The 20,233-nt window shown below is 68.5% G+C and carries 20 protein-coding genes; 2 read left to right on the plus strand and 18 right to left on the minus strand.

Annotation, left to right across the window (positions count from 1 at the left end; translation table 11 throughout):
• Nucleotides 1–206: 206 nt before the first annotated feature.
• The 6 genes from IAE58_RS04695 to glnA all read right to left on the minus strand — a co-directional run bounded on the left by IAE58_RS04695 (nt 207) and on the right by glnA (nt 6,271).
• Entirely contained in the window at nt 207–500 is a 294-nt protein-coding gene (locus tag IAE58_RS04695; protein WP_199932810.1) for a hypothetical protein, read from the minus strand.
• A gap of 89 nt (nt 501–589) precedes the next feature.
• Complete coding sequence (locus tag IAE58_RS04700) at nt 590–1,744, minus strand: MltA domain-containing protein (RefSeq protein ID WP_199932809.1); 1,155 nt, start codon at nt 1,742–1,744, stop codon at nt 590–592.
• 122 nt (nt 1,745–1,866) lie between these two features.
• Nucleotides 1,867–2,613: an N-acetylmuramoyl-L-alanine amidase gene (locus IAE58_RS04705; RefSeq protein WP_199932808.1), complete on the minus strand. Its 747-nt coding sequence runs from the start codon at nt 2,611–2,613 to the stop codon at nt 1,867–1,869.
• A gap of 113 nt (nt 2,614–2,726) precedes the next feature.
• Entirely contained in the window at nt 2,727–4,154 is a 1,428-nt protein-coding gene (gene amt / locus IAE58_RS04710) for an ammonium transporter (RefSeq protein ID WP_199932807.1), read from the minus strand.
• Nucleotides 4,155–4,176: 22 nt separating this feature from the next.
• Nucleotides 4,177–4,515 (minus strand): P-II family nitrogen regulator, encoded by a 339-nt coding sequence (locus IAE58_RS04715; protein ID WP_164275288.1) that lies wholly within the window; start codon nt 4,513–4,515, stop codon nt 4,177–4,179.
• 346 nt (nt 4,516–4,861) lie between these two features.
• Nucleotides 4,862–6,271 carry a type I glutamate--ammonia ligase gene (glnA, locus tag IAE58_RS04720; RefSeq protein WP_108751779.1) on the minus strand — a complete coding sequence of 470 codons (1,410 nt, stop codon included), beginning with the start codon at nt 6,269–6,271 and terminating at the stop codon, nt 4,862–4,864.
• Nucleotides 6,272–6,494: 223 nt separating this feature from the next.
• Between glnA and IAE58_RS04725 the strand changes: the two genes are divergently transcribed.
• Together IAE58_RS04725 and IAE58_RS04730 are read left to right on the plus strand one after the other, a co-directional pair.
• On the plus strand, nt 6,495–7,289 hold the full coding sequence (locus tag IAE58_RS04725; RefSeq protein WP_108748030.1) for an undecaprenyl-diphosphate phosphatase: 795 nt from the start codon (nt 6,495–6,497) through the stop codon (nt 7,287–7,289).
• A gap of 72 nt (nt 7,290–7,361) precedes the next feature.
• On the plus strand, nt 7,362–8,195 hold the full coding sequence (locus IAE58_RS04730; protein WP_199932806.1) for an META and DUF4377 domain-containing protein: 834 nt from the start codon (nt 7,362–7,364) through the stop codon (nt 8,193–8,195).
• A gap of 103 nt (nt 8,196–8,298) precedes the next feature.
• Here the strand turns inward: IAE58_RS04730 and IAE58_RS04735 are convergent, their stop codons facing one another.
• From IAE58_RS04735 to IAE58_RS04790, 12 genes are all read right to left on the minus strand, one after another.
• Nucleotides 8,299–8,907, minus strand: a complete 609-nt coding sequence (locus IAE58_RS04735; protein WP_199932805.1) for a YbhB/YbcL family Raf kinase inhibitor-like protein — start codon at nt 8,905–8,907, stop codon at nt 8,299–8,301.
• A gap of 10 nt (nt 8,908–8,917) precedes the next feature.
• A complete protein-coding gene (locus tag IAE58_RS04740) occupies nt 8,918–10,996 on the minus strand; it encodes a tetratricopeptide repeat protein (RefSeq protein ID WP_199932804.1) in 2,079 nt (692 codons plus the stop codon).
• 56 nt (nt 10,997–11,052) lie between these two features.
• Nucleotides 11,053–12,087, minus strand: a complete 1,035-nt coding sequence (locus IAE58_RS04745) for an alpha/beta fold hydrolase (RefSeq protein WP_108751775.1) — start codon at nt 12,085–12,087, stop codon at nt 11,053–11,055.
• A 7-nt stretch (nt 12,088–12,094) separates the two neighbouring features.
• Entirely contained in the window at nt 12,095–12,886 is a 792-nt protein-coding gene (locus IAE58_RS04750) for a lysophospholipid acyltransferase family protein (protein ID WP_108748025.1), read from the minus strand.
• Nucleotides 12,887–13,073: 187 nt separating this feature from the next.
• Nucleotides 13,074–13,907, minus strand: coding sequence for an MBL fold metallo-hydrolase (locus IAE58_RS04755; RefSeq protein ID WP_199932803.1), 834 nt, complete (start codon nt 13,905–13,907; stop codon nt 13,074–13,076).
• The gene (locus IAE58_RS04760) at nt 13,894–14,901 is read right to left on the minus strand and encodes an NAD-dependent epimerase/dehydratase family protein (protein ID WP_199932802.1); all 1,008 of its coding nucleotides are present in this window, start codon (nt 14,899–14,901) and stop codon (nt 13,894–13,896) included. Before IAE58_RS04760 ends, IAE58_RS04755 begins: the two co-directional genes overlap by 14 nt.
• Nucleotides 14,901–15,920: a 3-oxoacyl-[acyl-carrier-protein] synthase III C-terminal domain-containing protein gene (locus tag IAE58_RS04765; protein ID WP_199932801.1), complete on the minus strand. Its 1,020-nt coding sequence runs from the start codon at nt 15,918–15,920 to the stop codon at nt 14,901–14,903. The genes IAE58_RS04760 and IAE58_RS04765 overlap by 1 nt, the downstream gene beginning before the upstream one ends.
• A gap of 5 nt (nt 15,921–15,925) precedes the next feature.
• On the minus strand, nt 15,926–16,360 hold the full coding sequence (locus IAE58_RS04770) for a hotdog fold thioesterase (protein ID WP_108748021.1): 435 nt from the start codon (nt 16,358–16,360) through the stop codon (nt 15,926–15,928).
• A gap of 9 nt (nt 16,361–16,369) precedes the next feature.
• A complete protein-coding gene (locus tag IAE58_RS04775) occupies nt 16,370–18,421 on the minus strand; it encodes a phospholipase D family protein (protein WP_199932800.1) in 2,052 nt (683 codons plus the stop codon).
• The gene (locus IAE58_RS04780) at nt 18,418–19,044 is read right to left on the minus strand and encodes a YceI family protein (RefSeq protein WP_199932799.1); all 627 of its coding nucleotides are present in this window, start codon (nt 19,042–19,044) and stop codon (nt 18,418–18,420) included. Before IAE58_RS04780 ends, IAE58_RS04775 begins: the two co-directional genes overlap by 4 nt.
• Nucleotides 19,045–19,048: 4 nt before the next feature.
• Nucleotides 19,049–19,525 carry a histidine phosphatase family protein gene (locus tag IAE58_RS04785; RefSeq protein WP_108748018.1) on the minus strand — a complete coding sequence of 159 codons (477 nt, stop codon included), beginning with the start codon at nt 19,523–19,525 and terminating at the stop codon, nt 19,049–19,051.
• A 52-nt stretch (nt 19,526–19,577) separates the two neighbouring features.
• Nucleotides 19,578–20,207 carry a ParA family protein gene (locus IAE58_RS04790; protein WP_199932798.1) on the minus strand — a complete coding sequence of 210 codons (630 nt, stop codon included), beginning with the start codon at nt 20,205–20,207 and terminating at the stop codon, nt 19,578–19,580.
• Between the last annotated feature and the right edge of the window lie 26 nt (nt 20,208–20,233).

Below are 20,233 nucleotides of genomic sequence, written 5' to 3' on the forward strand. Positions count from 1 at the left end.
GTGGGGGTCTTCATGGGGGGCGGAAGGGGGCGGGCAAAATGTAATTCTATAACATTTCGCCCACGCTCTTTGTAGAGTCGAGCCATGCTCGACTTCGCACCTGCCGTTGCCGAGAGCAGTCGAGCAAGCTCGACGCTACAAGGGCGGTGGAGCAGTCGAGCAAGCTCGACTCTACAAGGGCGGTGGAGCGGGTATCGCGCGGGGGGTTACACCGGGTAGCCGGTGGCTTCGCGGGCCTTCTTCCAGGCGCTTTCAAATTCACGGGCGCTGATTTCGTCGTCTTCGTCGAAATCCAGGAACGAGACGGGCTGGTCGGCCAGCACGAAGCGGTCGTCGCTCTGACCGTGCTCGTCGGCCCAGACCAGCTTGGTGCCGTAGATTTCCACCTGGCGCACGATGTTCTCGCCGCGGGCTTCCATCAGCACGTTGCCCTTGCCCAGGCCCGATTCGGCCCAATGCTTGTAGTACTTCTTGGTGGTGTGGCTTTTGACGTTCTTCATTGCGGGGGCCGGACAGTTCGGATGGCGCCATTATCAGGCATCCGGGGTCAGAGCCCCTTCCTTCGGAAAGGTATCCGACCCCGGCCGGGTCAGTTCGGCAGGGCGGCGCCCCTCGGCCACAGCAGCCAGATGCGGCCCTGCTGCTTCATGTCGCCGGCCAGCTTGCCGGCGGCGTCGCCGCTGCCCCAGTACAGGTCGGCACGCACTTCGCCGGCAATGGCACCGCCGGTGTCCTGCGCGGCCACCGGGCGCACCACCGGGCTGCCATCCGGGCGCGTGGTGGACAGCCACAGCAGGCTGCCCAGCGGCACCACGCTGCGGTCCACCGCCACGCTGTAGCCGGCGGTGAGCGGTACGTTCAACGAGCCGCGCGGGCCTTCCGGGCTGTCGGGGTTGCGCACGAAGAACACGTAACTGGGGTTGCTGCGCAGCAGTTCGGGCACGCGCGCCGGGTTGGCCCGGGCCCAGGCGCGGATCGCGTCCATGGTCACGTCTTCCTTCTTCAGCGCGCCCTGGTCCACCAGCCAGCGGCCGATGGCGCGGTAGGGGTGGCCGTTCTGTTCGGCGTAGGCCAGCCGCACCTGGCTGCCATCGGCCAGGCGCACCCGGCCCGAGCCCTGGATCTGCAGTAGCTGCAGGTCCATCGGGTCGGTCAGCCAGGCCAGCACCGGCGCCTTGGCGCCCTTGCTGGCGATGGTGCCGGCATCGTCATAGGGCTTGAGCACCTTGCCGTCCAGGCGGCCGCGCAGCCGCTTGCCCTTCAGTTCCGGGTACAGGCTGTCCAGCTGCACCACCACCAGGTCATCGGGCGTGCCGTACACCGGTACGGTGGCGGTCGCGGTGCGGGTCAGGCTGCCGCCGTAGATGGGTTCGTAGTAGCCGGTGATCAGGCCCTGTTCGCGGTGGCCGCCGGCGCGCAGTGCATACACCTGCAGATCGCGCTGCAGGAAGGCGCGGATCGCGGCCGGGTCCTTGTCGGACACCGTGGCCGCGGTCGTGCAGGTCTGGGCCCAGACCGCATCGTTCTTCAGGCGGGGGCAGCTGCTGCGCCAGGCGCTGAAGCCAGCCAGCAGGTCGGCATCGGAAACGGCCGGCAACGCATTCCAGTCGGCCTTGGCGTAGGTGGCGGCCGGCTTTGCTGCGGCAGGCGCTTCGGGACGGGGGCTGGTGGTGGAGCAGCCCGCCAGCACCGCGGCGCCAAGCAGGAGGAGGAGTGCGCGTGGGGACGACGTAACAGTGATCATCGTCGCAATGTAGTGGGGCCGATGGTGGCCCGGCAACCTGGGTAGCGCCGGGCCATGCCCGGCGAAACGCAGATCCCGCGCTGCGCGCTCGCCGGGCATGGCCCGGCGCTACCGGGATGGGTTCAAGGCGTCTGCAGCAGCAGCGAATGCAGGATGCGCGCGTCTTCAGCATCCAGCGTCCTGGGCAGATCGTCGCTGGCGCGGAAGCGGCGGTGGAACGCGGCGACGGCCGCTTCGCGATCGTCCAGCGGGTAGCCGAAACGGGCCAGCGCGTTCCACGCATCGAAGCCGTCCGGTGCGGGACCATCGCTGGCGCGCGGCCACACGCCGAAACCGGCGGCGGCCAGCTGCTGCCACGGGAAGAAGCGGCTGGGATCGGCCTTGCGCGTGGGTGCCAGATCGGCGTGGCCGATCACCTGCCGCGGCGGAATGTTCAGGCGCGTGGTGAGATCACGCAGCAGGACGATGAGCGCGTCGATCTGCGCTGCGGTGAACGGCGTATGCCCGTTGTTGTCCAGCTCGATGCCGATCGATGTGGAGTTCAGATCGGTGAGCGTGCCCCAGCGGCCGGCGCCGGCATGCCAGGCGCGGCGTGCATCGGCCACCAGCTGGTAGCGATGGCCATCGGCGCCGATCAGGTAATGCGCGCTGACCGGGCCGCCGCTGTTGGCGGTTCGCAGCGTGTGCAGGCTCTGCTGCACCGATTCCTGGTCGGTATGGTGGATGACGATGGCCACCGGACCACGCGCATTCTGGTTGGGTGAGGGCACCCACGTAGCCAACGGGTTGCGGACATCCTGCGGTGTGGACGCGCAGGCGGCCAGCAACAGGCAGGCCGAAAGCAGGAGGGACGTGCGGATCGGGTGCATGCCCCGATTGTGCGTGATCAGGCGCGAGGATGCATGCCCATGGAGTACGCCGTAGATCCACGCCATGCGTGGATGCTGTGGCGGGCGACCTTCGCAGGCCGCCCGCCGTTGCATCAGGCCTCGTAGGCCGATTCACCATGCGAGGTGACATCCAGGCCGGTACGCTCGGCCTCTTCGGTCACGCGCAGGCCCACCACCACCTTCACCAGCAGCAGGATGGCCGCGGTCACCACCGCCGACCAGACCACGGTGAGGCCAACGCTGACCACCTGCACCCACACCTGGTGGCCGATATCCAGATCGGCCTTGGTGCCGCCCAGCGACTGCGCGCTGAACACACCGGTGAGGATGGCGCCGACGATGCCGCCCACGCCGTGCACACCGAACACGTCGGCGGTGTCGTCCACCTTCAGCAGCCGCTTCAGGCCGGTAACGCCCCACACGCAGACCACGCCGGCCACGAAGCCGATCACGATCGCGCCGAGCGGGCCGACGGTGCCGCAGGCCGGGGTGATGCCGACCAGGCCGGCGACTGCGCCCGACGCTGCACCCAGTGCCGACGGCTTGCCCTTGGTGATGGCTTCCACCAGGGTCCAGCCCAGCACCGCCGCCGCAGTGGCCAGCACGGTGTTGAGGAAGGCCAGCGAGGCGATGGTGTCAGCGGCCGCGGCGGAACCGGCATTGAAGCCGAACCAGCCCACCCACAGCAGCATCGCGCCGATGTAGGTGAACGGCACGTTGTGCGGCTTCAGTGCGGTCTGCCCATAGCCCAGGCGCTTGCCCAGGAACCATGCGCCGACCAGGCCGGCCACGCCGGCGTTGATGTGCACCACGGTGCCACCAGCGAAATCGATCGCGCCCATTTCACCCAGGTAGCCGCCACCCCAGACGATGTGCGCCATCGGGATGTAGCTGAAGGTGAACCACAGCGCCGAGAACAGCAGCACTGCGCGGAACTTGATGCGTTCGGCGAAGGCGCCGACGATCAGTGCGGTGGTGATGCCGGCGAAGGTGGACTGGAAGGCCACGAACAAGTAATCAGGCAGCCCGGCGATGGGCGTGTTGCCCACCGAATCGGGGGTAAAGCCCTTCAGGAAGGCGAATTCGGTGAACGAACCGAAGAACGGATTGCCGGCGCTGAACACCGCACTGTATCCGTAGGCCACCCACAGCAGCAGCACCAGCGAAAACACCACCAGGATCTGGCTGAGCACCGACAGCACGTTCTTCGAACGCACCAGGCCGCCGTAGAACAGGGCCAGGCCCGGCACCACCATCAGCAGCACCAGCAGGGTGGAGGTGAGCATCCAGGCGACGTCGCCGTGGTCGAACGCCGGCGCAGCCGCTTCAGCGGCAGCCGGTGCGGCCGCAGCCGGGGCCTGCAGCGGCTCAACGGCCACGGTTTCATTGCCCAGCGGGGTGACCTGGGCCTGGGCATGGGCAGCGCCCGGCCAGACGCCAGCGGCCAATGCGCTGAGCAGCATCAACAGGCACACCAGATGGAACCGGGCTTGCCACCCGGCGAGAAGGCGCATCTTCATGGGGGAATCTCCGGAAGGGGGCTTACAGCGCGTCGGCGCCGATTTCGCCGGTGCGGATACGGATGACCTGCTCGACGGCGGTGACGAAGATCTTGCCGTCGCCGATCTTGCCGGTGCCTGCCGAACTCTGGATCGCTTCGATCACCGCTTCGGCACGCTCGTCGGTGACCACGGTTTCGATCTTGATCTTGGGCAGGAAATCGACGACGTACTCGGCGCCGCGGTACAGCTCGGTATGGCCCTTCTGGCGGCCGAAGCCTTTCACTTCGGTCACGGTGATGCCCGACACGCCTGCGTCGGAAAGGGCCTCGCGGACCTCGTCGAGCTTGAACGGTCGGATGATGGCGGAGATCAGTTTCATGCGCATGTCCCGATGGTGGATGGGGCCACGGCGCGGTTGCGCGGTGGCATCTGGCAACCACGGGCCATCAGTGCGATGGCCGTGGCTGTTGCACCGGACACGAACGGGGCCGGGACGGCCGTGCCTCTCTCCTTGCACGGCCGACGCGGGAGGGAGGGCGGCCCTTGTCGCGTGTCCGGTCTCTCTTGCCCCTGGATCAGCGGACCAATGGCCCGCGTTCCGTTTCAGCGGACCAACGGTCCGCTCTACCAAGGCGGGCACAGGGCCCGCCATGCGGCTCCCCAGCCGCGAAGATCGGAGGCGATGGCGACGGGTGGGAGGGGTACCCGCCGCCATCGCCACCCAATCAGTTGGCGTAGTACATCTGGTATTCCAGCGGGTGGGTGGCCGCGCGGAACTTGGTCACTTCCTGCATCTTCAGCGCGATGTAGCCGTCGATGAAGTCATCGCTCATCACGCCGCCGGCCTTCAGGAACTCACGGTCCTTGTCCAGCGCTTCCAGGGCTTGGTCCAGCGAGGAGCAGACCTGCGGGATCAGCTTCTCTTCTTCCGGCGGCAGGTCGTACAGATCCTTGTCGCTCGGTGCGCCCGGGTCGATCTGGTTCTTGATGCCGTCCAGGCCGGCCATCATCAGCGCGGTGAAGGTCAGGTAGCCCGACTGGATCGGATCGGGGAAGCGCATTTCAATGCGGCGCGCCTTCGGGTTGGACACCCACGGAATGCGGCACGAGGCCGAACGGTTGCGGGCCGAGTAGGCCAGCATGACCGGGGCTTCGAAGCCCGGCACCAGGCGCTTGTAGCTGTTGGTGCCCGAGTTGGCGAAGGCGTTGATGGCCTTGGCGTGCTTGAAGATGCCGCCGATGTACCACAGCGCCAGCTGGCTCAGGCCGCCGTAGCCGTCGCCGGAGAACAGGTTGGTGCCGCCCTTGGACAGCGACTGGTGCACGTGCATGCCGCTGCCGTTGTCGCCGACGATCGGCTTGGGCATGAAGGTGACGGTCTTGCCGTTGCGGTGCGCCACGTTCTTGATGACGTACTTCATGCGCAGCAGTTCGTCGGCCTTCTGCACCAGGGTGCTGAACTTGGTGCCGATCTCGCACTGGCCGGCGGTGGCCACTTCGTGGTGCTGCACTTCCACTTCAATGCCGACCTGTTCCAGCGTCTTGCACATTTCAGCGCGCAGGTCGTGCAGCGAATCGGTCGGCGGCACGGGGAAGTAGCCACCCTTCACGCCGGGGCGGTAGCCGCTGTTGGTGCCGTCGTACTTGGCGCCGCTGTTCCAGGCCGCTTCTTCCGATTCCACCTTGAAGAAGGTGTTGCCCATTTCATTGGCAAAACGCACGGCGTCGAAGATGAAGAATTCCGGCTCCGGGCCGAAGAACGCCGATTCGGCGATGCCCGACGACTTCAGGTAGGCCTCGGCGCGCTTGGCGATGCCGCGCGGGCAGCGGCCGTACGGCTGCATGGTGGCCGGGTCGAGGATGTCGCAGCTGATCACGATGGTCGGATCGGCGTAGAACGGATCGACATAGGCGCTGGCCGGGTCCGGCAGCAGGACCATGTCCGATTCGTTGATGCCCTTCCAGCCAGCGATGGAGCTGCCGTCGAACATCTTGCCCTCTTCGAACAGCGACGGCTCGACGATGCTGACCGGGAAGGTGACGTGCTGTTCGACGCCACGCATATCCACGAAACGCAGATCGACGAATTCGATCTGGTTGTCCTTGATCAGCTTCTCAACGTTTTCCACGGACATCGGTACGACCTCGGGTGGGAATGAATGCCTGCTGAGGTACAGCAATGACCGTGCCAACTTTTTCTTGGCCGCAACTGCTTGATTTGCAATGGCACGCCCCAGCGGGGTGCACGACCGTGCGCACCAAAGGGGTGCACAGCGCCCCGCGCGCACCCGTTTGGTGCGGCAGGGATGGTCTATTCTCTCGGGCTTGTTCCCGCCACCGAACGTGCCTGCCCTGCCCATGTACGACCTGCTCTCCGCCCTGCTGCTGGGCATCCTCGAAGGCCTGACCGAATTCCTGCCGATCTCCAGCACCGGCCACCTGCTGATCGCCCAGCACTGGCTGGGCCCGCGTTCGGATTTCTTCAACATCATCATCCAGGCCGGCGCGATCGTGGCGGTGGTGCTGGTGTTCCGCCAGCGCCTGTGGCAACTGGCCACCGGGCTGGGCCAGCGCGAGAACCGCGACTACGTGTTCAAGCTGGGCGCCGCGTTCCTGGTGACCGCCGTGGTCGGCCTGCCGGTGCGCATGCTGGGCTGGGAGCTGCCGGAAACGGTCAGCCCGGTGGCCTGGGCGCTGATCATCGGTGGCATCTGGATGCTGCTGGTGGAGGCCTACACCACGCGCCTGCCCGACCGCGACCAAGTGACCTGGACCGTGGCCATCGGCGTGGGCCTGGCGCAGGTGGTGGCCGGCGTGTTCCCCGGCACCTCGCGTTCGGCCTCGGCCATCTTCCTGGCCATGCTGCTGGGCCTGAGCCGGCGCGCGGCCGCCGCTGAATTCGTCTTCCTGGTGGGCATTCCCACCATGTTCGCCGCCAGTGCCTACGCGTTCCTGGAACTGGCCAAGGAAGGCAAGCTGGCCAGCGAGAACTGGACCGACGTGGGCGTGGCCTTCGTTGCCGCGGTCATCACCGGCTTCGTCGTAGTGAAGTGGCTGCTGGGCTATATCAAGTCGCACCGCTTCACCGCGTTCGCGTTCTATCGCATCGCGCTGGGCGCGGCGCTGCTGCTGTGGTTGCCGTCCGGCAGCTGAACGACGCCGGGGCAGGCCAACCCCCTGCCCGGCCGTGATCCGTTTGCATCCGGGTTCCCAAGGAGATCCACCATGAAGCGCACCGTTACCCTGCTCCTGCCGCTGGCCCTGCTGGCCGCCTGCAGCCAGACCCCGACCACCGCACCGGCTGGCACCGGCGGCGATGACCTGGCCCCGGCGGCCGCCAAGGCCGGCGACCAGAAGGCCGTGGCCCATCTGGATGCGCAGCGCCTGCAGAGCCAGCACTGGCGCCTGCAGCAGGCCACCGGCGCCGACGGCGCACGCATCGACGCATTGTTCGCCCGCAGCGACGCGCCGGTCACGCTGGATTTCGCCGACGGGCGCGTGTCGATCAGCAACACCTGCAACCGCATGGGCGGCAGCTACACCCTGGCCGATGGCACGCTGACGATCAGCCCGATGGCATCGACCCAGATGGCCTGCACCGACGCCGCAGTGATGGCGCTGGATGAGGCCGTGTCGAGCCGCCTGCAGGGTGAACTGAAGACCGCCCAGGGTGCCGACGGCAGCCTGACCCTGACCACCGCCAAGGGCGAGGTGCTGCTGTTCGCGGCCGAACCCACCGCGGAAACGCGCTACGGCGGGCCGGGCGAAACCGTGTTCCTGGAAGTGGCAGCGAAGACCGCCAAGTGCTCGCACCCGCTGATTCCGGACTACCAGTGCCTGCAGGTGCGTGAAGTGAAGTTCGACGACAAGGGCCTGAAGCAGGGCACCCCGGGCGCGTTCGAGAACTTCTACGGCAACATCGAGGGCTACACGCATGAAGACGGCGTGCGCAACGTGGTGCGGGTGAAGCGCTACGCAGTGAAGAACCCGCCGGCCGATGCACCGTCGCAGGCATACGTGCTGGACATGGTGGTCGAGTCGGCCATCGAGAAGAAATAAGTAGAGTCGAGCTTGCTCGACTGCTTCTCATGCAGTCGAGCATGGCTCGACTCTACAGAGGGCGGAGTCGAGCAAGCTCGACTCTACGGGCGCGCGGTCGGGCTTACAGCGCGGGGTTCAGCGTGTAGGTGCCGTGCAGCGCGGCTTCGGCCAGCACGTGGCCGTGCATCGCGCGGTAGGCGTCGGCCGCGGTGAAGCGCTGCGGCAGGTCCAGGCTGGCCACATCCAGGGCGAACACGCGGAAGAAGTAGCGATGCACACGCTCGTCGTTGAACGGCGGGTACGGGCCGTCGTAGCCCAGGTAATCGCCGGCCATGTCCGGATTGCCGGCAAACCAGCCGGTGAAATCGTTCACGCCCTGGCGGCTGCCGACCGGGCCGGCGGGCGCGGTCTTGCCCTTCACCACGAAGCCATCGCTGCAGCTGCCTGCGGCGATCTCGTGCACGTCGGCCGGAATATCGGCCATCACCCAATGCACAAAATCGCAGCGCGGCTGGTCGCGCGGCACGGTCATGTCGCTGCGGCCGACGGTTTCCGGCACCGTGGGAACATCCGGGTCCACACACACCAGCAGGAAGGAACGGGTGCCGGCCGGCACCTCGCTCCAGGCCAGGTGCGGGTTGCGGTCCGGCGCGAAACCATTGGCATCGCCGGCGGCGAATTCGCGCGGCACCGGGGCGCCGTTGACCAGGCTGTGGCTGCTCAGTTGCATCAGGCTCTCCTTATTCTTCCGGGTAACCCAGGCGCACCGCGACCGGGGTGAGCTGGGCGAAGGCGGCATTCATCACGTCGCGGTAGACGCGCCAGTGGCCCGGCGGGAAGCGCGGTGCACCCAGCTGCGGGGCCACCGGCATCGGCCGCTCGAACAACTGTTCCAGCATGGCTGCCATCGCGCGCGGATCATTGCCGATGGCATCGATGCGCAGCAGCACGTGCGGGTACAGATCGTCCTCGTGCAGGCTGGCCACCTGGGCCAGCGCACGCGCCAGCCACTCGGCGGCCTCGGCCAGCGAGGTCATCGCCAGCGGCGCGGCCGAGCCGTAGGCAACCCAGTCCAGCAGCATGTCGCGCGGGTCGCGCAGCACCACCAGCAGGCGACCCTGCGGCAACTGCGGGCGCAGCGACCACAGCAGCGCGTTGTCCCACCACAGCAGCCAGTCGATGATGGTGTCATCTTCCACGCCACGCGCCGGCAACTGCTCGCGCCAGCGCTGCACCAGGCGTTCCGGGGTCAGCACGCCCGACGCCAGGTCCTGCAGGGTGTGGTAGTTCTGGAAGGCATCGTCGGGCGGGGTGTTGGTGTAGCGATCGCTGCGCAGCACCGGGCTGGCGGCAGCCAGACCCGTGGCAACCCGTTCCACGCCCGAACCCGGTGCACCCCACAGGAAGATCGGCGCCGAACCGCTCTGGCGCGTTGCCTCGTCAATCTCGGCCAACGCCGGCCAGCTGGGCGGGGCCTTGGCCTGCGGCGGCAGCGGCAGGCGCTGCGGGGCCTGCTCGGTCTGCAGGGCCAGCCAGGTACGCAGGGCATCGGCCGGCTTGCCGGCGCGGTCCTGTACTTCGCCCAGCCAGGTACGCAGGTCGCTCTGCGCGCCCTCGCCGGCCTGGCCGATCAGCGCCTGCACACGGGCGATGGCGGCGTCGGGGTCACGCTGCATCAGGCCGTCGATCAGGCGGGTTTCGGCACTCACCCGGCCCGGTTCCAGCGCCACGATGCGTTCGGCCACGGCTTCGGCCTCAGCGTGCTGGCCGGCCATGTCGTGCAGGCGCATGCGCGCTTCCAGTGCCGGCAGGTGCGCAGGCATGGCAGCGATCCAGCGCTCGACCACGGCCACGGCGGCATCGCTGCCCACTTCTTCCACGGCCAGGCGGGCCAGCCACGGGTCGTGCAGCGAAGCATTCGCCTCCAGCACCGCGTCCAGGCGTGCGCGCGCTTCTTCTTCGCGGCCCAGTCGCTGCCAGGCCATCAGCAGCAGCTGCAGCACCTGGCGGTCTTCGGGCTGGGAATCCAGCAGCGGCAGCAGGTGTTCCAGTGCCTGCAGCGGCTGGCCGCTGCGCAGCGACAGTTCACCGGCCAGGCGGCGCATCGGCGGCACGTCCAGCGACGGCTGCTGCAGGGCGACCTGCATGGCCTCGGCGGCGGCGTCCAGGTTGCCCTGGCGCAGCGCCAGCTGCACCACCAGGCCATGCAGGGAGGTGATGGCCGGGTTCAACACCAGCACGCGGCGGAAGGCCTGTTCGGCGAAGGCCAGCATGTCCTTGCCCAGGTAGGCAAAGCCCAGCGCGTACAGCACGCGCGGGTCATCCGGCAGGGCCTGGCCCGCGGCCGACAGCAGGGCCAGTGCGCGGTCGGCATCGCCGCGGCGCAGGGCCACCATGCCATCGATGGTCAGCAGTTCCGGATGATCCGGCTCCAGCCGGCCGGCCAGGGTGGACAGGCGCTGCGCTTCATCGAAGTCGTTGCGGCTGATGGCCAGGTGAGCCTGCATCAGGTAGGCCGGGAACGCGTTCGGGTTCAGGTCGGTGGTGCGCAGCAGCGCATCGTCAACACCGTCGAACTGGCGCAGGGCCAGCAGCAGCCCGGCCTGCTGCAGGTGCAGCTGGGCGTCGTCGGGGGCCAGTTGCAGTGCCTGCTGCAGCGCGTCCAGCGCAGCCTGCGGCTGGCCCTGCTGCTGCAGCGCAAGCGCCAGCCAGCGGTGGGCCTGGGCCTGGCCCGGTTCGTCGTGGGTCCACGCCTGGGCCAGCTGCACGGCCTGGTCGGCCTGGTTCTGGCGCAGCGCCTGGATGATCTGGTCTTGCATGGCGGTCCGGTTCAAGTGCAAACCCGCATTGTAGCGGGCCGCGCGGTGCTGCCGGTTCAGCCGCCCAGTACCCGGCGCAGGCGCTGGGCCACCCAGCGTTCGGAAAAGCCATCGCCACGCCAGTTTTCCAGGAACCCGCAGTGGCCACCCCAGCACGCGGTTTCCAGCCGTGCCTGCTGCGGCAACTGCCAGTTGCCGAAGGTGGAGTACGGAATGACCGGATCGTCCTGGGCCATCAGGATATCGGCCGGCACCTGCAGCGTGGACAGGCGGTCGCCGGCGATGGAATAGCCGTCGAAATAGGCCTGCAGCGAGCCGAAATCGGTATGCCGTTCCACCAGCCAGGCGGTGAGCGCGCGGATGTCCAGCTTCAGCACGCGGTCGTCGCAGTCGCTCAGTTCGGGGAACAGATCGCGCTTGCGGCGCAGCGAGCCGGCCCACTTGCGGCGGAAGTACCAGTCGTACATGGCCGGGCCGTTTTCGATGCTTTCCATGGTCAGGGCCGGGTCCAGCACGGGACAGACCGAGGCCACCTGCAGCAGCGGCACGCCGGCGGCGGGCGCGCGCAGGGCCAGCCGCAGCACGAAGTTGCCGCCCAGCGAATAGCCGGCCGCCACCAGCGGCAGCCCCGGCCAGCGCCGCGCGATATCGCCAGTGGCCTGCACCACTTCGTCGATGCGGTTGGAATGGAAAATGCCGGGATTGAGGTGATGGGTGTTGCCGTGGTCGCGGAAGTTCAGCCGCACCACGTCGAACCCTTCTTCGATCATGCGCGCGGCCGCCATGCGCATGTAGCTGGATTCGGCGCTGCCTTCCCAGCCGTGCAGCAGCAGGGCCATGCCCTTGGGCTCGCGCCCTTCGATGTAGTTGTGCCAGCCCTGCAGGCGCACGCCATCGCCGCCGTCCAGGATCAGTTCTTCACTGACCGCACCGGTGGCGGCCAGCAGCAGCAGGCCGCGCTGCAGGCGCATGCGGCTGGAACTGAGCATGGACTGCAGGTGCGGGTTGCGCAGCCAGCGCGGCGGCTGGTAATCGGCCGCAGTGAGCATCGGCGGCACAGCCGACAGGGACGGTGGCGGGTCTATGGCCACCGCCGCCTTACGCCGTTTCCATGGCCGCGACGATGCGCGCGCGCGAGGTTTCGGCGATGCGCCGGCGGCCTTCCAGGTCCTGCGCACCGATCGGCGCCAGGAAATGCACTTCCGCGCGCCGCGCCGGTTCACCCAGCAGGCGCAGGAAGTTGGCGAAGAAACTTTCGCCGGGGCCGAATGCCACGATGGTCTGCGCGTTGCCGTGTGCGCCGTAGATCAGCGCCACCGGCTGCACCGGCACGCCGGTTTCGACCGCGGCCTGGAAGATGCGCGCGTGGAACGGACCCACTTCGTGGCCGCCACGGGTACGCCCTTCCGGGAACACACCCACGCCCTTGCCTTCGCGCAGGCGCTCGGCCATCACCTGCATCACGCCACCGAGCGATTCGGTGTTGCCGCGCTGGTGGAAGATGGTCTGGCCACGCGCGGCCAGCCAACCCACCACCGGCCAACTGGCGATTTCGCGCTTGGCCACGAAGCCCATCATGCGCTGGCTGTGCAGAATGCTGATATCGACCCAGCTGACGTGGTTGGCGACGAACAGCACGGCGCCGGGCAACGGCTCGCCCACCCGTGACAGGCGGAAGCCGAAGATCCACATCAGGCCGCCCTGCCACAGGTTCACCACCTTGGCGCCCAGCCGGACCTGGCCGACACGGATATCGGCCCACGGCGGAAGCATGCCGATCAGGGTCAGCGGCAGGAACACGAAGATATGGACCAACAGCAGCGGTACGCGGTACAGGTAACGGCACACACGCGCCACGCCGCCGCGGGGGGCCGGGGTGGGGGAAGTCATCCGCGAACGATACCGGAGGGCTGCCATCGCTGCCAGCCGATTTCGGCCATAAGTCCTATTGACGGGGGCCATGGGCAGGAACACGGTGTCCTGTTGACGGCGCCGTATGGCGGTGGGGTCGGGCTTGCTCGACGGCTTCTGGCGCGGAATCAACCGGGCCGCGAAGGGCAGTCGAGCAAGCTCGACTCTACAGTCGCGCGCGCGGCCGCCACTGCCCGCAATGCGCCGGCACCAGTTGCAGGTCATCCACCTGCCGGCCGACGTGCTGCAGGCGCTGCAGGGTCTGGCGGTAGGCGCCGGTGTGGCCCAGCAGCGCCGTGACCAGGCGTGGCGGCGGCACGCCATCGGCGATGGCACCACTGGACCACGCCGCGTCGGCCACCAGGAACACCGGGCGGCCGTCGACCCCTTCAAACAGCAGCCCGTGCTGGCCCACCGCGTGGCCGGGCAGCGGTACTGCCAGCAGGCTGCCATCGCCGAGCACGTCGCGCCCCTTGCCGAAGGCGGCGAACGCAGCCGGCAGGTCCATTTCCGGCAGTTCTTCCAGCCAGCGCATGCGCGGGGCGGCATCGCGGGTCAGTGCGGGCAGCAGGCCCACGCTGAGCGCGCGCAGGCGGCCGCGTGCGGCCTGGTCCTGCCAGGCGGCGCGCGAACACAGCAGCGGCACGCCGGGAAAATCGAGTACGCCACCAACGTGGTCGCCATGCAGGTGCGACAGCACCACCTGGTGGATCTGATCGGTGCCGATGCCGCGCTGCTGCAGTTGTGCGCGCACGCTCTGGCCGGGGGCCAGGTGCACCGGCGTAACCCACCGGTACAGGCGCTCGGGAAAGCGCGCAGTGGCCTGCAGGAAGGCGTCGGAATAGCCGGTGTCGAACAACAGGTAGCCGCGCTGCGGGTGGCGCAGCAGTGCCACCAGCGCGGGGAATTCGCAGCGATGCCAGCTGGCCCCCTGGCGCACCGCCCGCTGCCGGTGCACGCAGTGGCCCGCTTCCAGCAGTTCCCACTCAAAGCGCACCATCGCGCCCTCCGCTGCGGTGCCAGTGGTCAGCGAACTGCTGCAATGCGGCCTGCACGCCCACCTGCGGCTGGTAGCCCAGATCACGCCGTGCGGCGCTGATATCCAGGGTCTGCGAATAGCCCAGCACGCCCACGCCGTAGCGGGTCAGGCGTGGTTCGGGACAGCCCGGGCGCAGCCGGGCCAGCGTCTCGGCGACGCCGGCGGCAGCCAGCGCGACGCGGCGCGGCACATTGCGCAGTTGCACCTGCAGCCCCATCGCCTGGAACAGCCCCTGGACCAGCGCGCGTACGGCCACCGGTTCGCCGGCGCTGATGTTGTAGGCGCGACCGGCGCATGCGTGGCCGGCGTGCAGGGCGCAACGCACCGCCTGCACGGCATCGTCCACCGGGGTCACGTCGATCATCGCGCGGCCCGCATGGATCAACGGGAAGCGGCCAGCGGCGGCCACGGCCAGCAGGCGCGGCAGGATGGCGCGGTCGCCCGGCCCGAACACCGCGCGCGGGCGCAGCACCACCGTGTGCAGGCCCTGCCCTGCGGCGCTGGCCACGGCCTGTTCCGATTCCCACTTACTGCGCGCGTAGTCGGTGATCCAGCGCGCCGGCGGCTGGAACGCTTCGCCCACGTTGTACTGGTCGGCGAAGCGGAAATAGATGCTGGGCGAGCCCAGATGGACGAAGCGGTCCACGCCCGCCGCCTGTGCTGCCTGCAGCAGGCGCTGGGTGACCAGCACATTGGCACGCTGGAAGTCTGCCGCCGGGCCCCACGGCTGGGACAACGCCGCGCAGTGCACCACGGCCTGGCAGCCCTGCAGCAGGGGCTGCAGCGGCGCCTGCGCCAGATCGCCGGGCCAGGCTTCGATGCCGTCCAGTGCAAGCGGCTGCAGGCGGGCCAGATCGCGGCCACTGGCGCGTACCTGCCAGCCGTCGCGGGCCAGCGCGCGTGCCACGTGCTGGCCGATGAAACCGCTGGCGCCGGTAACCAGGACGCGCGCCATCAGTAGCGCAGCACCGCGCCGCCCAGGGCCAGGCCGGCCCCGGTACCGATCAGCAGGGCGTGCCCGCCGCGCACCAGGCGGCCATCGAGCAGGGCCTGGTGCAGGGCCATCGGCAGCGATGCCGCCAACTGGTTGCCGTGCTCGGCCAGGATGCGCACCAGCCGCTGCGGCGGCAGGCCCAGCACGCGCTGCAGGTGGTCCAGGGCCTGGCCGCTGGCCTGGTGCGGCACGATCACATCGCAGCCCTGCAGGTCGATGCCGGCGCTGGCCAGCAGGTCCTGCAGGAAACCTGGAAGGCGCCGCGCCGCCTCGCGGTACAGCGCGCGGCCCTGCATCTGGAAGTAGTGCGCGGCACGGTACGCCTCGGGCGCATCGTGCAGGCGCATGCCGGTGCCGCAGGTCGGCACCTGGCACAACGCTGCACCATCGCCGTAACTGCGCAGGCGCGTGGCCAGCAGGGCCGATGCCTGGTCGTCGCTGGCACGTTCGACCAGCACCGCCACGGCGCCATCGCCGAACAAGGGCGCGGTCAACGGGTCATCGGGGTCGAGCCCGGCGCTGGGAATATCACTGCACACGATCAGCACGCGCCGGTAGCGCTGCAGCGCCAGCAGGCTGCCGGCCATTTCCAGCGCCACCACGAAGCCCAGGCAGGTGGCATTCACGTCGAACGAAGGCACACCGCTGTCGCCCAGCCCCAGCGCACGCTGGATCAGCACGGCCTGGCAGGGAATGGCCTGTTCCATCACCCCGCACGCGGAAATGATGCAGTCGATGTCGCCCAGCCCCAGCCCGGCCCGCTGCAGCGCATCGCGCGCGGCCTGCGCACCCATCCACGACGCACGCTCGTCTGCCTCGGCATGGGCGCGGCTGGCCACGCCACTGTGGCGTTCGACCCAGCCTGCCGGCTTGTTCCAGCGCTGGTCGAACACGGTCGAGGCGATGCGCCGGCGCGGCAGCCAGGCGCCGCTGGACACGATGCGCAGCGGCAAGGCTGCGCTGGAAGGCACCGCGGCCACCGGGTTCAGCCGTGGCCTGCTGCAACCACCGCCAGGGTCAGCCGGGACACACACACCAGCTTGCCCTGCTCGTCTTCAATGCGGATTTCCCACAGCTGGGTGCTGCGGCCCACGTGCAGCGCACGCGCCGTGCCGGTGACCGTGCCCGAGCGCACTGCGCGCACGTGGTTGGCGTTGATTTCCAGGCCCACGCAGATCTGCTTGGCGGTATCCACGCACAGGTTGCCGGCGCTGCTGCCCAGGGTTTCGGCCAGCACCACCGAAGCGCCACCGTGCAGGATGCCGTACGGCTGGCGGGTGCGTTCGTCCACCGGCATGGTGGCCTGCAGCCAGTCCTCACCGGCGGCGCTGAAGACGATGCCCAGCGACTGGATGGCGGTGTTGCGGCTGAGCGCATTGAGCTGGTCGATCGAGACGGCTTCGCGGAACACCTGCGGCATGGGGCACCTTCAGAGAATGGGAACGAGACCGGCGCCGAATGCGGTCAGCATGCGCACCAGCAACCACTTCGGGCCGACGTTGACTTCCGGGAAGTCACCCACGGCCACGTAACACGTATGGAAATCCGGGCTCTGCCGCGGCAACGGCTGCGGGCAGTCGGGGCCGGGCTGGAACTCGTAGTCGGTGGCATAGCGCCACGGCCAGAAATCGAGGATCGGCAAGGCTTCGGAGGCCTTGCCCACGCTGTAGTTCAGCCCGGACAACACCGGCGGCTTGCTGCGCGGCGCCACCGTCCACGCGTTCTGCGGGTGGGTGTCGCGCAGGATGCTCTGCGCCAGCTGTTCGGCGAACACCGGATCGTCGATGATCACCGCGCCTTCGGTGTTGTAGTTCTCGCTGCGCGGATCGAAGTTGTGGGTACCGACCACGCCGATGCGGCGGTCGACCACCAGCGACTTGGCGTGCAGGCCCATGCGTGCGCCCTTGCGGGTCACGGGCAGGGGCTTGTTCACGGCCTTGCTGCCCAGGAACGAGGGGCGTGTTTCGGTACGCAGCAGGCGGGTTTCCACCTCGCTGCCGGCGGCGCGACGGCGCGCACGGCCGTTTTCGTAGGCACTGCCCAGACGCGGATTGACCCGGCGCACCGGCTCGCTGTCCGCCTGCGGCGCCGGCGGCGCATCGTTGCCGCCGGCATTGCTGCCAGCCGCGCTGCCACCGATCAGGCTGCTGCGCCCGCTCGCTTCAGTGCCCGTGCCGGCAATCGGGTCGGGCAGCAGGTTGCGGTAGTCCACCGGCGCGTCCAGCGGGAACGGCTTGTATTCGAAGATGTTGAAGCCCAGTTCGCGCATGTTGCGCCGCTTGTACTTGTACGACAGCGCATAGACGATGGGGTTGTCGGTGGCGGCCAGGCTGTTGCTGGACACCACGATGCGCGGTGGCTCGGGCCGCTTGCGCAGGTCGCGGAACAGCGCCTGCGCCGGCTTGGACAGCACCAGGTACGGGGTCTGCAGGATCACTTCCTTCTGCGCACCGGCAATCAGGCTGTCCAGCTGCGGTTCGGTCACGTGCTGGCCGGCCAGGGGTGCATCGGCGCGCTCGCGGCGGTGCTTGCGCGGCAGGTCGGCCACGTAGCGCACCGAGGCCACCGGCAGTGCGGTGTCCACGAAACTGCGGGTGATGAAGCCCTGGTCGTTGGCCTCCTCACTGACCCGCTCCACCCGTTCGGGGCGGCGGAACTGCGCTGGCGGCAGCGCCGGCACGCCCTCGTTGAGCAGGGTGCGGCCCACATCGTTCAGACGCTCGGCCGGCACGCTGCGCGGGGCACGCCAGAACGCATCGAAGTTGGCGGCCATGGCGCGCGCTTCGGGGCCGGCAATCAGAACATCGCGGTCGCGGAAGTTGTATTCGCGGTCCCAGTCGTAATAGTCGTCCTGGTAGTTGCGCCCGCCCACCACACCAATGGCATCGTCGATCACCAGCAGCTTGTTGTGCATGCGCTGGTTGAAGCGGCGGAAGCAGCACAGCACGCTACCGGCGTAGTCGAAGTAGTTCAGCCGCGCCTTGCCGAAGGTCGGGTTGTACACCCGCAGCTGGAAGTTCTGGTGGGCCCCTGACAGCGCGCCCAGGATCTGCAGGTCGGAGATGGCCGACAGCTGGTCGATCAGCACCCGCACCTTCACCCCGCGCCGGGCGGCGGCCAGCAGTTCGTCGATGACCAGGCGCGCACTGTCGTCCTTGTCGAAGATGTAGGTCTGCAGGTCGATGCTGCGGGTGGCGCTGCGCATCAGGTTCAGGCGCGCCACCAGCGCACCTTCGCCCTCGTCCAGCAGGGTGGCGTAGTGCCGCGGCTGGGTATCGGTGGATTCGCTGAAGGCACGGCCGGCCAGGGCGCGCAGCGGTGAATCCTGCGCGCAGCGGTCGGCCCGCTGGCAATCGACCTGGGCCGAGCGCGCCTGCACGGCGATGGCCTCGGCACGGTCACGCTGGGCGTGCGACAACGACGCACACCCGCTGCCCAGCAACACCGTTGCCAGCGCTACCACGCGCAACAGGAAATTCACGGTTTGGACGCCTCGCTCAGGCGCGCGCGCAATACGAAAGTCACTCGGTCACTCAAGGCAAGCTGCCAGCTGTCCATGCCGTACCGGCCTCGTTGCACGGTACCGCGGCTGACGACATCGCAATCATAGCCGGGTCGGCCACATTCCGCCTTCTCTACCTGCAGCGATTCAGGATGGCTGACGCCGCGCAGGGTCAGCCGGCCCTGGATCTCACCGCCACGTTCGACCGTTTCCGGCCAATACGGCAGCGAGTCGAATTCGACGAAGGGATAGCGCCCGGCATCGAAGAATTCGGGCCCGCGCATCCAGCCGGTGTAGCGTTCCTTGCCGGGAATTTCCACGGTGCGGGTGAACATCTTCAGGTGCACCTGGTGGCGACCGTCGGACAGCACCTCCACCCGCCCTTCGAAATGCGGAAACACGCCTTCGATGCGCTGGCCCAGCCGCGAGCGCACCTCGAAGCCGATCTGCGAGCGTTCCAGGTCCAGCAGCATCGTGCGCCGGGCTTCGCTCACCACCGGCGGCAGGGAGGTGGGGGTAGAGGGCGCCGGCACCCCGGCCCAGGCTGCGCCGGGGAGCAGCAGCCAGGCCAGCAGGCAGCGGCCCGGCAACGCCAGGCTCATGGCTTCACGGCCACCAGAACGCGTTCAAGCTGGCCACACCGGGCTCGATGCTGGCCTCGCGGGGGAAGCCCAGCACCGCCACGCCCGCCGGCGGCATGCCCCGGTAGTCGCTGCTGGTGCCTTCGGTCATCAGGGCCACCAGCCGTTCCAGGCCCGGGTTGTGGCCAACGATCAGCAGCCGGTCCAGGTCGCGGCGGTCATCGACCAGCGCCGCCAGGGTGCCGGGGGTGGCCTCGTAGACACTGTCTTCCAGACGCTTTTCGACATAGCCGATGGCCGCCATCACCGCTTCCAGCGTTTCGCGGGTGCGCCGCGCCGGCGAGCACAGCACACAGTCGGGCAGCAGGTTGTTGTCCTTCAGCCACTTGCCGGCAGCTTCGGCCTCGGCCAGCCCCACCGGCGACAACGGTCGGTCAAGGTCAGCCTGGCCAGGGGTGGCCGGTTCGGCATGGGCATGGCGCAGCAGGATCAGTTCACGCATTGCAGTTTTCCATTGGCCTACGGGAGTGACACAGGAAGGAAGAACACCAGCCTTACAGCTTCAGCCAGGCCAGCAGCGGTTCCCAGTCGGCCTGGTGCTCGCGCACCTGCGCCGAACGGTAGTCGAACAGACTGCGGCCCAGGCCGGTCATGACCACATAACTCTGGCTGTCGCGCAGCTGCGTGACTACCGGGTAGGGCCATTCGGCCAGCATCTGCAAGGCCTGCTGCGAGGTCTGGGTCCACGGCTTGGTACGGTTCAGCACCAGCCCCACCGGCAGCTTGCGGCTGTGTACGCGCGGGTTGCCGGCCAGGCTGTTGAGGAAGCCGACGATGGCCTCGATGTCCAGCGCCGACGGCAGCACCGGCACCACCACGGCATCGGCGGCATCGAGGAAATGGGGGATATCGTCGGCCAGCGCGCCGGCCGGTGCGTCGATGATGACGGTATCGGTGCCGTCGGGCAGCTTCTGCGCCCACTGCTTCTTGCGGTACACATCGATCGGCAGCACCGCGCTTTCCAGCCCGGCCCGGCGCTGGGCCCAGCGCGTGCTGGAGCCCTGCGGGTCGGCATCGGCGATCACCGTGGCCTTGCCCTGCAATGCCGCGTATGCGGCCAGGTGGGTGGCGACGGTGGTCTTGCCCACCCCGCCCTTGGAACCGGCCACCAGGATCGTCTTCATGCCAGCCTCGCTTCCGGGTATGTGCC

Source organism: Stenotrophomonas sp. S49 (assembly GCF_016624905.1).
Lineage (GTDB): Bacteria > Pseudomonadota > Gammaproteobacteria > Xanthomonadales > Xanthomonadaceae > Stenotrophomonas.